The sequence below is a fragment of the Mycobacterium scrofulaceum genome (assembly GCF_002086735.1).
GTDB lineage: Bacteria > Actinomycetota > Actinomycetes > Mycobacteriales > Mycobacteriaceae > Mycobacterium > Mycobacterium scrofulaceum.
In genome coordinates this window covers 404034-416659 of sequence record NZ_MVIJ01000001.1, presented here as the reverse complement: position 1 = coordinate 416659, position 12626 = coordinate 404034, and the positions used below count along the sequence as shown (strand labels likewise).

Sequence of the window (12626 nt, the reverse complement as noted above, 5' to 3'; positions counted from 1 at the left end):
AGGTGCTGCAGTGACGACACCAGCGCAGGACGCGCCGTTGGTGTTCCCCTCTGTTGCGTTCCGTCCGGTCCGCTTGTTCGTCCTCAGCATTGCCGTGACCGCGGTGGCGGTCGTCGTCGCCGGCTGGACCGGTCACCTGATGGTCGGGGTGTTCTTCGGCGTCGGGTTGCTGCTCGGTTTGCTCAACGCGCTTCTCGTGCGTCGTTCGGTCGCGTCGATCACCGCCAAAGAGCACCCGATGAAGAGCTCGATGGCGCTGAATTCCGCCACCCGGCTGGCCATCATCACGGTCGTCGGGCTGATCATCGCCTATATCTTCCGGCCCGCCGGCCTGGGCGTCGTGTTCGGATTGGCCCTTTTCCAGATCTTGTTGGTGGCATCGACGGCGCTCCCGGTGTGGAAGAAGCTGCGCGCCGGTGACTGGGCGGAGGCCCACCCTGCGGACGGCTCCGCAGGCGGCATCGCGGGATCGGAAGGAACGGAAGGAAGAAGCGGCAACGATGACTGAGACCACGTTCCTGGCCGAATCCGCGATCGAGGTCGGCGAACACAACCATGCCACGTGGCTTGGGATGACCGTCAACACGGACACGATCCTGTCCACCGGGATCGCCGCGGTAGTCGTGCTCGCGCTGGCGTTCTTCTTGCGCGCGAAGATCACCTCCACCGGCGTCCCGAGCGGCGTCCAGTTGTTCTGGGAAGCCATCACCGTCCAGATGCGCGATCAGATCGAGAGCGCGATCGGGATGCGGATAGCGCCGTTTGTGTTGCCGCTGGCCGTCACCATCTTCGTGTTCATCCTGATCTCCAACTGGCTGTCGGTGTTGCCGCTGCAATACACCGATAAGTCCGGGCACACCACCGAGCTACTGAAATCGGCCGCGGCGGATATCAATTACGTCCTGGCGCTGGCCCTCTTCGTGTTCGTCTGCTATCACGTGGCCGGCATCTGGCGCCGCGGCATCGTCGGGCATCCGCTCGCCGTCCTCAAGGGCCACGTGGCGTTTTTGGCGCCGATCAACCTCGTCGAGGAGCTTGCCAAGCCGATTTCGTTGTCGCTCCGACTTTTCGGAAACATCTTCGCCGGCGGCATCCTGGTCGCACTGATCGCGCTCTTCCCGCCGTACATCATGTGGGCGCCCAACGCCATCTGGAAGGCCTTCGACCTGTTCGTCGGGGCGATCCAGGCCTTCATCTTCTCGATCCTGACCATCCTCTACTTCAGTCAAGCGATGGAGATCGAGGAACATCATGACTGAGGCCATCATGAATTGCTTGTCCCACACACCATTACAGAGGCCTGGTAGACCGCTACCAGCTATCAAGGAGGATAAGAATGGCTCTGGACCCCCAAGTCGCTGCCGCTGCACTCATCGGCGGTGGGCTCATCATGGGCGGTGGCGCGATCGGCGCCGGTATCGGTGACGGTATCGCCGGTAACGCGCTGGTTTCCGGCATCGCCCGGCAACCTGAGGCGCAAGGGCGGCTGTTCACGCCGTTCTTCATCACCGTCGGTCTGGTCGAGGCGGCCTACTTCATCAACCTGGCGTTCATGGCGCTGTTCGTCTTCGCCACACCCGTCGGCACCTAACTCGTCGTGATGGGTGACGCGAGCCTGAGCGTTCTGGCATCCGGCCAGGTGGTGGCGGAGGGAGGCAACAACTTCCTCGTCCCCAACGGCACCTTCTTCTTCGTGCTGGCGATCTTTTTGATCGTGCTGGCCGTCATCGGCACGTTCGTCGTGCCGCCGGTCATGCGGGTGTTGCGCGAGCGTGACGCCATGGTCGCGAAGACGGCTGCCGACAACAAGAAGGCCGCCGAGCAGTTCGAAGCCGCCAAGGCCGACTACGAAGAAGCCCTGACAGAGGCCCGGGTTCAGGCGTCGTCGCTGCGCGACAACGCCCGCGCCGAAGGCCGTAAGGTGGTCGAAGACGCGCGCGCCCGTGCCGAGCAACAGGTGATGTCGACGTTGCAAATGGCCTCCGAGCAATTGAAGCGGGAGAGAGACGCCGTGGAACTGGATCTGCGCGCCAACGTGGCGGCCATGTCGGCGACGCTGGCCAGCCGGATCCTCGGGGTAGAGGTGGCCCCGGCCACTGCTGCCACGTCCGCAACCGGGAAATCTGGACGGTAATCGCGCATGTCGACTTTCATCGGGCAGTTGATCGGTTTCGCGGCCATCGTGTTCCTGGTCGTGCGGTACGTCGTGCCGCCGGTGCGTCGGCTGATGGCCGCTCGTCAGGACACCGTGCGTCAACAGTTGAAAGACTCTGCGGCCGCGGCAGATCGGTTGAGCGAGTCGACGACCGCCCACAGCAAGGCCGTCGAATCCGCCAAGACGGAGGCCGAACGGCTCGTCGAAGAGGCCCAGACCGACGCGGGCCGCATCGCCGAACAGTTCCGGACCCAGGCCGACGTCGAGGCCGCGCGGATGACCGCACAGGGCGGCCGCCAGGTCGACCTGCTGCGCACCCAGCTGAGCCGACAGCTGCGCCTCGAACTCGGTCACGAGGCGGTGCGCCAGGCGGGCGAGTTGGTGCGTAACTACGTCGCCGACCCGGGGCAGCGGTCCGCCACCGTGGACCGGTTCCTCGACGATCTCGAAGCGATGGCCCCAGCGCCATCCGAGGTCCAGTATCCGCTGCTGACGAAGATGCGCTCGGCCAGCCGCCGGGCGGTGGTCAGCCTGGTAGAGCGGTTCGGTGACATCGCCAAAGACCTTGACAACAAAACGCTTTCCACCTTGTCGAGCGAGCTCGTGTCGGTGGCCGAAATGCTCGACCGCGAGACCGTCGTCACCCGCTATCTGACGGTGCCTGCCGAGGACGCGGCGCCACGGGTCCGGTTGATCGAGCGGCTGGTCTCCGGCAAGGTCGCCGACGCCACGCTCGACGTCCTGCGATTGGCCGTGTCGGAGCGTTGGTCGGCCAACTCCGATTTGTCGGCCGCCATCGAGCACATCTCGCGACAGGCGTTGCTCGAGGTCGCCGAGCGGGAGAACAAGGTCGACGACGTCGAAGACCAGTTGTTCCGGTTCTCTCGGATCTTGGACACACAGCCACGACTCGCCATCCTGTTGGGCGACTACGCCGTGCCGGTGGAGGGCCGGATCGACCTGCTGCGCAAGGTGCTTGACAGCGCGACCGGCAGTGTGGACCCGATTGTGGTGTCGCTGCTGACGCAGACCGTCCGACTGCTCAGGGGGGAGTCGGCCGAGGAGGCGATCCAGTTCTTGGTGGAGGTTGCGGTCGCACGCCGGGGCGAAATCGTCGCGCAGGTCAGCGCCGCGGCCGATCTCAGCGACGCCCAGCGGTCTCGCCTCACCGAGGTGCTCGGCCGTATCTATGGGCATCCGGTGACGGTGCAGCTGCAGATTTCCGAGGAGCTGCTGGGCGGCTTGCTCATCTCCGTGGCCGACGAAGTGATTGACGGGACACTCGCTTCTCGCCTCGCCGCCGCCCAGGCGCAATTGCCCGACTGACCAACCACTCACAACCACACGCGAACCAAGATCAAGTAGGAAGACGAAAAGCCATGGCCGAGTTGACAATCTCCGCTGATGACATCCAGAGCGCCATCGAGGAGTATGTGGGCTCTTTCACCTCCGACACCTCGCGCGAAGAGGTCGGTACCGTCGTCGAGGCGGGGGACGGCATCGCGCACGTCGAAGGACTGCCCTCCGTCATGACGCAGGAGTTGCTGGAATTTCCGGGTGGGGTCCTCGGTGTCGCGCTGAACCTCGACGAGCACAGCGTCGGCGCCGTGATCCTGGGTGACTTCGAGAAAATCGAAGAGGGCCAACAGGTCAAGCGCACCGGCGAGGTGCTGTCCGTCCCCGTCGGCGACGCATTCCTCGGGCGCGTGGTCAACCCCCTCGGCCACCCCATCGACGGTCGGGGCGACATCGACACCGATATTCGGCGCGCGCTGGAGATCCAGGCGCCGTCCGTGGTGCAACGGCAAAGCGTGAGCGAGCCGCTGCAGACCGGCATCAAGGCCATCGACGCCATGACCCCGATCGGGCGTGGACAGCGGCAGCTGATCATCGGCGACCGCAAGACCGGCAAGACCGCCGTCTGCGTGGACACCATCCTCAACCAGCGGGAGAACTGGGAGAGCGGCGACGAGAAAAAGCAGGTCCGGTGCGTGTACGTCGCGATCGGGCAGAAGGGCACCACGATCGCGTCGGTGCGCCGCGCGCTCGAAGAGGGCGGCGCGATGGACTACACCACCATCGTGGCAGCACCGGCATCCGACTCCGCCGGCTTCAAATGGCTTGCGCCGTACACCGGTTCGGCGATCGCCCAGCACTGGATGTACGACGGCAAGCACGTGCTCATCGTCTTCGACGACCTGAGCAAGCAGGCCGAGGCATACCGCGCGATCTCGCTGCTGCTGCGCCGCCCGCCGGGTCGCGAGGCGTACCCCGGTGACGTGTTCTATCTGCACTCGCGGCTGTTGGAGCGCTGCGCGAAGCTCTCCGACGAGCTGGGTGGCGGTTCGCTGACGGGCCTGCCGATCATCGAGACGAAGGCCAACGACATCTCGGCGTATATCCCGACCAACGTCATCTCGATCACCGACGGCCAGTGCTTCCTGGAGTCCGACCTGTTCAACCAGGGTGTGCGGCCGGCCATCAACGTCGGTGTGTCGGTGTCCCGAGTGGGCGGTGCCGCGCAGATCAAGGCCATGAAAGAGGTGGCCGGCTCGCTGCGACTGGACCTTTCGCAGTACCGCGAACTCGAGTCGTTCGCCGCCTTCGCTTCAGACCTGGACGCGACGTCCAAGGCGCAGCTGGAGCGCGGTGAGCGGTTGGTTGAACTGCTCAAGCAGCCGCAGTACCAGCCCATGCCGGTCGAGGAGCAGGTGGTCTCGATCTTCCTCGGCACGGGCGGCCACCTGGACTCCGTGCCGGTCGAGGACGTGCGGCGCTTCGAGACCGAGTTGCTGGACCACATGCGGGCTTCGGAAGAGAAATTCCTGACCGGCGTCCGCGACAGCGGAAAGCTTCCCGAAGAGGCCGAGAACCAGCTGACCGAGATCATCAAGAACTTCAAGAAGGGGTTCGCGGCCACGGGTGGCGGATCGGTGGTCCCCGACGAGCACGTCGAGGCCATGGACGAGGGGGACCTCGCGAAGGAGTCGGTCCAGGTCAAGAAGGAAAAGCCGAAAGAAAAGAAGGACAAGAAGTAGCTAACAATGGCTGCCACACTTCGCGAACTACGCGGCCGGATCCGTTCGGCAGGGTCGATCAAGAAGATCACCAAGGCCCAGGAGATGATCGCCACATCGCGCATCGGCAAGGCGCAGGCCCGGCTGGAAGCCGCCAGGCCCTACGCGTTCCAGATCACCGCGATGCTGACCACCCTGTCGTCGGAAGCTGCGCTGGATCACCCTCTGTTGGTCGAACGGGAAGAGCCCAAGCGGGCCGGTGTCCTGGTGGTCTCCTCCGACCGCGGGTTGTGCGGGGCCTACAACTCCAGCATCTTCCGTCGCGCCGAGGAGCTGTTCTCGTTGCTGAGGGAGGAAGGCAAGACGCCAGTCGTATACACCGTCGGCCGTAAGGCGCTCAACTACTTCAAGTTCCGCAACTGGGACGTCACCGAGTCGTGGACAGGCTTCTCGGAGCAGCCCAGCTACGAGAACGCCGCGGAGATCGCCTCGACCCTGGTCGAAACCTTCATGAAGGGCGCGGGCGATGACGAGTCGCAGGAGGACCAGGGCGTCGACGAACTGCACATCGTCTACTCGGAGTTCAAGTCGATGATGTCGCAGGCGGCGGCGGCCCACCGCATCGCTCCGCTGGTCGTGGAGTATGTCGAAGAGACCGAGGAACTCCATACGCTGTATTCGTTCGAGCCGGACGCGACAACGCTTTTCGAGTCGCTGCTGCCCCGGTACGTGACCACCCGCGTCTACGCCGCGCTGCTGGAATCGGCGGCGTCGGAGCTCGCTTCGCGCCAGCGGGCGATGAAGTCGGCAACCGACAACGCAGACGACCTGATCAAAGAACTGACGCTGATGGCGAACCGCGAGCGGCAGGCTCAGATCACCCAAGAGATCAGCGAAATCGTCGGCGGTGCAAACGCACTCGCCGACGCCAAGTAGCACACGAGGAAGAAAGAAATTATGCCTGCTACTACTGAAACGTCAGAGAAGACCGACAAGTCCACCAAGTCCGAGACCAGCGGCCGCGTGGTACGCATCACTGGTCCGGTGGTGGACGTCGAGTTCCCGCGCGGATCGGTGCCGGAGCTGTTCAACGCGCTCAACGCCGAGATCACGTTCGAGGAGCTCAAGAAGACCCTCACGCTGGAGGTCGCCCAGCACCTGGGCGACAGCCTGGTTCGCACCATTTCGTTGCAGCCGACCGACGGTCTGGTCCGCGGCGTCGAGGTCATCGACAGTCGCAAGCCGATCTCAGTGCCGGTCGGGCAAGAGGTCAAGGGCCACGTCTTCAACGCGCTGGGCGACTGCCTGGACAAGCCGGGATATGGCGAGGACTTCGAGCACTGGTCGATCCACCGCAAGCCCCCGCCCTTCGAAGAGCTCGAGCCGCGCACCGAGATGCTCGAGACCGGGCTGAAGGTCGTCGACCTGCTCACCCCGTACGTGCGTGGCGGCAAGATCGCGCTGTTCGGCGGTGCCGGCGTGGGCAAGACGGTGCTGATCCAGGAGATGATCAACCGTATCGCCCGAAACTTCGGTGGTACTTCGGTTTTCGCGGGCGTGGGCGAGCGCACCCGTGAGGGCAACGACCTCTGGGTCGAGCTCAAGGAAGCCGACGTGCTCAAGGACACCGCGCTGGTGTTCGGCCAGATGGACGAGCCGCCGGGCACGCGTATGCGGGTCGCGCTGTCGGCGCTGACGATGGCCGAGTGGTTCCGTGACGAGGCCGGGCAGGACGTGCTGTTGTTCATCGACAACATCTTCCGGTTCACCCAGGCGGGTTCAGAGGTGTCGACGCTGCTCGGCCGTATGCCCTCGGCCGTCGGTTACCAGCCCACGCTGGCCGACGAGATGGGTGAGCTGCAGGAGCGCATCACCTCGACGCGTGGCCGCTCGATCACGTCGATGCAGGCGGTCTACGTGCCCGCCGACGACTACACCGACCCCGCGCCGGCAACGACCTTCGCGCACCTGGACGCCACCACGGAGCTGTCGCGTTCGGTGTTCTCCAAGGGCATCTTCCCCGCGGTGGACCCGCTGGCATCGAGCTCGACCATCCTCGACCCCAGCGTCGTCGGGGACGAGCACTACCGGGTGGCGCAGGAAGTGATCCGGATCCTGCAGCGGTACAAGGACCTTCAAGACATCATCGCGATCCTCGGTATCGACGAGCTGTCGGAAGAGGACAAGCAGCTCGTGCAGCGCGCGCGGCGCATCGAGCGGTTCCTTTCGCAGAACATGATGGCGGCCGAGCAGTTCACCGGTCAGCCTGGCTCGACGGTGCCGCTGAAGGAGACCATCGAGGCGTTCGACCGCCTGACCAAGGGCGACTTCGACCACGTACCGGAACAGGCCTTCTTCCTGATCGGTGGCCTCGACGACTTGGCCAAGAAGGCCGAAAGCTTCGGCGCCAAGCTGGATTCCTGAGACTGAGTCAACGGCTGTGAAGGGCACTGTGGCATGGCGGAATTGAATGTTGAGATAGTCGCCGTCGACCGGAAGATCTGGTCGGGTGAGGCAAAGTTTTTGTTCACCCGCACCACCGTCGGCGAGATCGGCATCCTTCCCCGGCACATTCCGGTCGTCGCCCAGTTGGTCGACGACGCCATGGTGCGCGTCGAACGCGAAGGTGAGGACGATCTGCGCGTCGCCATCGAAGGCGGGTTCCTGTCGGTCACCGGGGAGACCGTCACCGTCCTGGCCGAGTCCGCCGCGTTCGAGTCCGAGATCGACGAAAGCGCCGCCAGGGAGGATGCGGAATCCGACGACCCCCGCATCGCGGCGCGGGGCCGCGGCAGGTTGCGCGCCGTCGGCGCGATCGACTAATAGCCCGACAAGGCGATGAGCGCGCCCATGACAGGCATGGTCGTGCTCGTCGTCGTCCTGGCGGCCGCGGTCGTCGCGCTGAGCTATCGGTTGTGGAAGCTGCGCCAGGGCGGCACCGCGGGGATCATGCGAGACATCCCCGCAGTCGGAGGCCACGGCTGGCGTCACGGAGTGATTCGCTACCGCGGGGGCGAGGCCGCGTTCTACCGGCTGTCCAGCCTGCGTCTGTGGCCGGACCGCCGGCTCAGCCGCAGGGGAGTCGAAATCGTCGCTCGCCGTGCACCCCGCGGGGACGAATTCGACATCATGACCGACGAGATTGTCGTGGTGGAGCTGCGCGACACGACGCAGGACCGTCGGACCGGTTACGAGATCGCGCTGGACAAAGGCGCTCTGACGGCGTTTTTGTCCTGGCTGGAGTCCCGTCCCTCACCGCGCGCGCGTCGGCGAAGCGTGTAGGCCTTGCGCGGCGGGTCAATCCGCGCTCGGCGCGCCGCCCCCCGGTTTCCACAGCACGTCACCTTCGGGATTGGCCGCGCGCGCCAGGATGAAGAGCAGGTCGGAAAGGCGGTTCAGGTATTTGGCCGGCAGGACGTCGACCTGCCCCGGGGCGGCGTCGATCGCCGCCCACGCCGAACGTTCCGCTCGACGGACGATCGTGCGGGCGACGTGCAGGAGCGCCGAGAGCGGCGAACCGCCCGGTAGCACAAAGGAATTCAGCGCCGGCAGGTGCTCGTTATATTTGTCACACCAGGCCTCGAGCCGATCGATGTAGGGCTGGGTGACGCGCAGCGGGGGATACTCGGGGTTCTCCACCACCGGAGTCGACAGGTCCGCTCCGGCGTCGAACAGGTCGTTCTGGATCTGCCGCAGCACGCCGGCGGTTTCCTCGTCGGGCTGACCCAGGGCGATCGCGACACCGATCGCGGAGTTGGCCTCGTCGCAATCGGCATACGCGACCAGGCGGGGGTCGTTCTTGGAGACCCGCGAGAAGTCGCTCAACCCCGTCGTGCCGTCGTCACCGGTTCGCGTATAGATGCGGGTCAGGTGTATCGCCATGAGTCAAACGGTACTGCGGCTCGCGCGACGGGCGGGCGTCGGTTGACTGCTCGTCTCGCCCCCTCACTCGGCTCCGCGGCTGGCGGTGCCCCCCCTCGCTCCGCTGCGCGGAGCGCATCGTCGCCGAGCTGGGTTGGATTGCCCGGCTTCTCCTCGCTCCGCTGTGCGGAGCGCATCGTCGCCGAGCTGGGCTGACTGACAAGCCGATACCGCTTCACTAGACTGACGCGGGTGGCTGAGCGATTCGTGGTGACCGGCGGCAACCGGTTGTCCGGCGAAGTCGCGGTGGGAGGCGCCAAGAACAGCGTGCTCAAGCTGATGGCCGCGGCACTGCTTGCCGAAGGCACCAGCACCATCACCAATTGTCCCGACATCCTCGATGTGCCGCTGATGGCGGAGGTGCTGCGCGGCCTGGGAGCCACCGTCGAACTCGACGGCGACGTCGCCCGCATCACCTCGCCCGACGAGCCCAAATACGACGCCGACTTCGCGGCGGTGCGACAGTTCCGGGCGTCGGTGTGCGTGCTGGGGCCGTTGGTCGGCCGGTGCAAGCGGGCTCGGGTGGCGCTGCCGGGCGGTGACGCGATCGGGTCCCGTCCGCTCGACATGCATCAGGCGGGTCTGCGACAGCTGGGCGCGCAGTGCAACATCGAGCACGGCTGCGTCGTCGCCCAGGCCGATACGCTGCGCGGCGCGGAGATCCAGCTGGAGTTCCCCTCGGTGGGGGCCACCGAAAACATCTTGATGGCAGCCGTCCTGGCCGAGGGCGTCACCACGATCCACAACGCGGCGCGCGAGCCGGACGTCGTGGACCTGTGCACCATGTTGAACCAGATGGGGGCGCGGGTCGAGGGTGCCGGTTCGCCCACCATGACCATCACCGGTGTGCCGCGGCTGTACCCGACCGAGCACCGCGTCATCGGGGATCGCATCGTGGCCGCCACGTGGGGCATCGCCGCCGCGATGACCCGCGGCGACATCTCTGTGACGGGCGTCGACCCCGCACACCTGCAGGTGGTGCTGCACAAGCTGCACGACGCCGGCGCGACGGTCACCCAAACGGACAACAGCTTCCGGATCACCCAGTACGAGCGGCCCAAGGCCGTGAACGTCGCCACGCTGCCGTTCCCCGGTTTCCCGACCGACCTGCAGCCGATGGCCATCGCCTTGGCATCGATCGCCGACGGCACGTCGATGATCACGGAAAACGTCTTCGAGGCGCGCTTCCGCTTCGTCGAAGAGATGATTCGGTTGGGCGCCGACGCCCGCACCGACGGCCACCACGCCGTCGTGCGGGGCCTGCCCCAATTGTCGAGCGCCCCGGTGTGGTGCTCCGACATTCGGGCCGGCGCCGGCCTGGTGCTGGCGGGCCTCGTCGCGGACGGTGACACCGAGGTCCACGACGTCTTCCACATCGATCGCGGCTACCCATTGTTCGTGGAAAACCTGGCGATTTTGGGAGCGGAGATCGAGCGGGTAGAGTAACCAAAGTCAGTGCCCCACAGGGGCGGTCGCCACACCAGGCGGCCGACAACCCCGGGCCCTTGACTCCCTCGCTGGATTGGTACTAGCCTGGCACGGCTGCTCCCGAAACGGTCTCTGGAAGACCGAAACTGGGAGTTGACTCCACTGCCGGATGTGTATTAAGCTGGCAGGGTTGCCCCAAAACGGGCGAAACAAGTGTTGTTTGAGAACTCAATAGTGTGTTTGGTCTTTTTATTTGTTGTTGTTTTTTGGCCATACCTAGCACTCCCCGTGTGTGGGTATGGCAATTTTTGATGCCAGTTACTGGTGTCTTTTTGTTAGGTCAGATTTTCTCTGATTTGAAATTCACCTCGTTTCGCGAGGAGATTTTGTTTGGAGAGTTTGATCCTGGCTCAGGACGAACGCTGGCGGCGTGCTTAACACATGCAAGTCGAACGGAAAGGCCCCTTCGGGGGTACTCGAGTGGCGAACGGGTGAGTAACACGTGGGCAATCTGCCCTGCACTTCGGGATAAGCCTGGGAAACTGGGTCTAATACCGGATAGGACCACTTGGCGCATGCCTTGTGGTGGAAAGCTTTTGCGGTGTGGGATGGGCCCGCGGCCTATCAGCTAGTTGGTGGGGTGATGGCCTACCAAGGCGACGACGGGTAGCCGGCCTGAGAGGGTGTCCGGCCACACTGGGACTGAGATACGGCCCAGACTCCTACGGGAGGCAGCAGTGGGGAATATTGCACAATGGGCGCAAGCCTGATGCAGCGACGCCGCGTGGGGGATGACGGCCTTCGGGTTGTAAACCTCTTTCACCATCGACGAAGGCTCACTTTGTGGGTTGACGGTAGGTGGAGAAGAAGCACCGGCCAACTACGTGCCAGCAGCCGCGGTAATACGTAGGGTGCGAGCGTTGTCCGGAATTACTGGGCGTAAAGAGCTCGTAGGTGGTTTGTCGCGTTGTTCGTGAAATCTCACGGCTTAACTGTGAGCGTGCGGGCGATACGGGCAGACTAGAGTACTGCAGGGGAGACTGGAATTCCTGGTGTAGCGGTGGAATGCGCAGATATCAGGAGGAACACCGGTGGCGAAGGCGGGTCTCTGGGCAGTAACTGACGCTGAGGAGCGAAAGCGTGGGGAGCGAACAGGATTAGATACCCTGGTAGTCCACGCCGTAAACGGTGGGTACTAGGTGTGGGTTTCCTTCCTTGGGATCCGTGCCGTAGCTAACGCATTAAGTACCCCGCCTGGGGAGTACGGCCGCAAGGCTAAAACTCAAAGGAATTGACGGGGGCCCGCACAAGCGGCGGAGCATGTGGATTAATTCGATGCAACGCGAAGAACCTTACCTGGGTTTGACATGCACAGGACGCGTCTAGAGATAGGCGTTCCCTTGTGGCCTGTGTGCAGGTGGTGCATGGCTGTCGTCAGCTCGTGTCGTGAGATGTTGGGTTAAGTCCCGCAACGAGCGCAACCCTTGTCTCATGTTGCCAGCGGGTAATGCCGGGGACTCGTGAGAGACTGCCGGGGTCAACTCGGAGGAAGGTGGGGATGACGTCAAGTCATCATGCCCCTTATGTCCAGGGCTTCACACATGCTACAATGGCCGGTACAAAGGGCTGCGATGCCGCAAGGTTAAGCGAATCCTTTTAAAGCCGGTCTCAGTTCGGATCGGGGTCTGCAACTCGACCCCGTGAAGTCGGAGTCGCTAGTAATCGCAGATCAGCAACGCTGCGGTGAATACGTTCCCGGGCCTTGTACACACCGCCCGTCACGTCATGAAAGTCGGTAACACCCGAAGCCAGTGGCCTAACCCTTGGGAGGGAGCTGTCGAAGGTGGGATCGGCGATTGGGACGAAGTCGTAACAAGGTAGCCGTACCGGAAGGTGCGGCTGGATCACCTCCTTTCTAAGGAGCACCACGAAAAGCACCCCAACTGGTGGGGTGCGAGCCGTGAGGGGTTCTCGCCTGTAGTGGGCGGGGGCCGGGTGCACAACAGCAAATGATTGCCAGACACACTATTGGGCCCTGAGGCAACACTCGGCTCGTTCTGAGTGGTGTCCCTCCATCTTGGTGGTGGGGTGTGGTGTTTGAGTAT

The 12626-nt window shown here is 64.2% G+C and carries 12 protein-coding genes and 1 rRNA gene; 12 read left to right on the top strand and 1 reads right to left on the bottom strand.

Annotation, left to right across the window (positions count from 1 at the left end; all coding sequences use genetic code 11):
• The first annotated feature begins 10 nt into the window (after positions 1–10).
• The 10 genes from BST44_RS01780 to BST44_RS01735 all read left to right on the top strand — a co-directional run bounded on the left by BST44_RS01780 (position 11) and on the right by BST44_RS01735 (position 8454).
• Entirely contained in the window at positions 11–508 is a 498-nt protein-coding gene (locus BST44_RS01780) for an ATP synthase subunit I (protein WP_083174659.1), read from the top strand.
• Positions 501–1259, top strand: a complete 759-nt coding sequence (gene atpB, locus BST44_RS01775; RefSeq protein ID WP_083174657.1) for a F0F1 ATP synthase subunit A — start codon at positions 501–503, stop codon at positions 1257–1259. Before BST44_RS01780 ends, atpB begins: the two co-directional genes overlap by 8 nt.
• 83 nt (positions 1260–1342) lie before the next feature.
• Positions 1343–1591 (top strand): F0F1 ATP synthase subunit C, encoded by a 249-nt coding sequence (locus BST44_RS01770; RefSeq protein ID WP_024636915.1) that lies wholly within the window; start codon positions 1343–1345, stop codon positions 1589–1591.
• 9 nt (positions 1592–1600) lie between these two features.
• Entirely contained in the window at positions 1601–2134 is a 534-nt protein-coding gene (locus tag BST44_RS01765) for a F0F1 ATP synthase subunit B (RefSeq protein WP_083174656.1), read from the top strand.
• A gap of 6 nt (positions 2135–2140) precedes the next feature.
• Positions 2141–3481, top strand: coding sequence for a F0F1 ATP synthase subunit B/delta (locus BST44_RS01760; protein WP_083174655.1), 1341 nt, complete (start codon positions 2141–2143; stop codon positions 3479–3481).
• Between the two features lie 53 nt (positions 3482–3534).
• Positions 3535–5193, top strand: a complete 1659-nt coding sequence (atpA, locus tag BST44_RS01755; RefSeq protein WP_083174654.1) for a F0F1 ATP synthase subunit alpha — start codon at positions 3535–3537, stop codon at positions 5191–5193.
• 6 nt (positions 5194–5199) lie between these two features.
• Positions 5200–6108, top strand: coding sequence for a F0F1 ATP synthase subunit gamma (locus tag BST44_RS01750; RefSeq protein WP_083174653.1), 909 nt, complete (start codon positions 5200–5202; stop codon positions 6106–6108).
• Between the two features lie 21 nt (positions 6109–6129).
• Entirely contained in the window at positions 6130–7596 is a 1467-nt protein-coding gene (gene atpD, locus BST44_RS01745) for a F0F1 ATP synthase subunit beta (protein ID WP_083174652.1), read from the top strand.
• 33 nt (positions 7597–7629) lie between these two features.
• A complete protein-coding gene (locus BST44_RS01740; protein ID WP_083174650.1) occupies positions 7630–7995 on the top strand; it encodes a F0F1 ATP synthase subunit epsilon in 366 nt (121 codons plus the stop codon).
• 15 nt (positions 7996–8010) lie between these two features.
• On the top strand, positions 8011–8454 hold the full coding sequence (locus BST44_RS01735) for a DUF2550 domain-containing protein (RefSeq protein WP_065441258.1): 444 nt from the start codon (positions 8011–8013) through the stop codon (positions 8452–8454).
• A gap of 15 nt (positions 8455–8469) precedes the next feature.
• Here the strand turns inward: BST44_RS01735 and BST44_RS01730 are convergent, their stop codons facing one another.
• Positions 8470–9054 (bottom strand): cob(I)yrinic acid a,c-diamide adenosyltransferase, encoded by a 585-nt coding sequence (locus BST44_RS01730; RefSeq protein ID WP_083174649.1) that lies wholly within the window; start codon positions 9052–9054, stop codon positions 8470–8472.
• A 231-nt stretch (positions 9055–9285) separates the two neighbouring features.
• On the opposite strand from BST44_RS01730, the gene murA reads away from it, so the two are divergent.
• Both murA and BST44_RS01720 read left to right on the top strand, forming a co-directional pair.
• Complete coding sequence (gene murA / locus BST44_RS01725; RefSeq protein ID WP_083174647.1) at positions 9286–10539, top strand: UDP-N-acetylglucosamine 1-carboxyvinyltransferase; 1254 nt, start codon at positions 9286–9288, stop codon at positions 10537–10539.
• Between the two features lie 369 nt (positions 10540–10908).
• Positions 10909–12436: ribosomal RNA gene (locus BST44_RS01720) — 16S ribosomal RNA — on the top strand.
• The last annotated feature ends 190 nt before the right edge of the window (positions 12437–12626 follow it).

Coding starts and splice junctions, on each gene's coding strand:
- atpB (WP_083174657.1), top strand. CDS start 501: ATGACTGAGACCACGTTCCTGGCCGAATCCGCGATCGAGGTCGGCGAA.
- BST44_RS01765 (WP_083174656.1), top strand. CDS start 1,601: ATGGGTGACGCGAGCCTGAGCGTTCTGGCATCCGGCCAGGTGGTGGCG.
- BST44_RS01760 (WP_083174655.1), top strand. CDS start 2,141: ATGTCGACTTTCATCGGGCAGTTGATCGGTTTCGCGGCCATCGTGTTC.
- atpA (WP_083174654.1), top strand. CDS start 3,535: ATGGCCGAGTTGACAATCTCCGCTGATGACATCCAGAGCGCCATCGAG.
- BST44_RS01750 (WP_083174653.1), top strand. CDS start 5,200: ATGGCTGCCACACTTCGCGAACTACGCGGCCGGATCCGTTCGGCAGGG.
- atpD (WP_083174652.1), top strand. CDS start 6,130: ATGCCTGCTACTACTGAAACGTCAGAGAAGACCGACAAGTCCACCAAG.
- BST44_RS01740 (WP_083174650.1), top strand. CDS start 7,630: ATGGCGGAATTGAATGTTGAGATAGTCGCCGTCGACCGGAAGATCTGG.
- BST44_RS01735 (WP_065441258.1), top strand. CDS start 8,011: ATGAGCGCGCCCATGACAGGCATGGTCGTGCTCGTCGTCGTCCTGGCG.
- BST44_RS01730 (WP_083174649.1), bottom strand. CDS start 9,054: ATGGCGATACACCTGACCCGCATCTATACGCGAACCGGTGACGACGGC.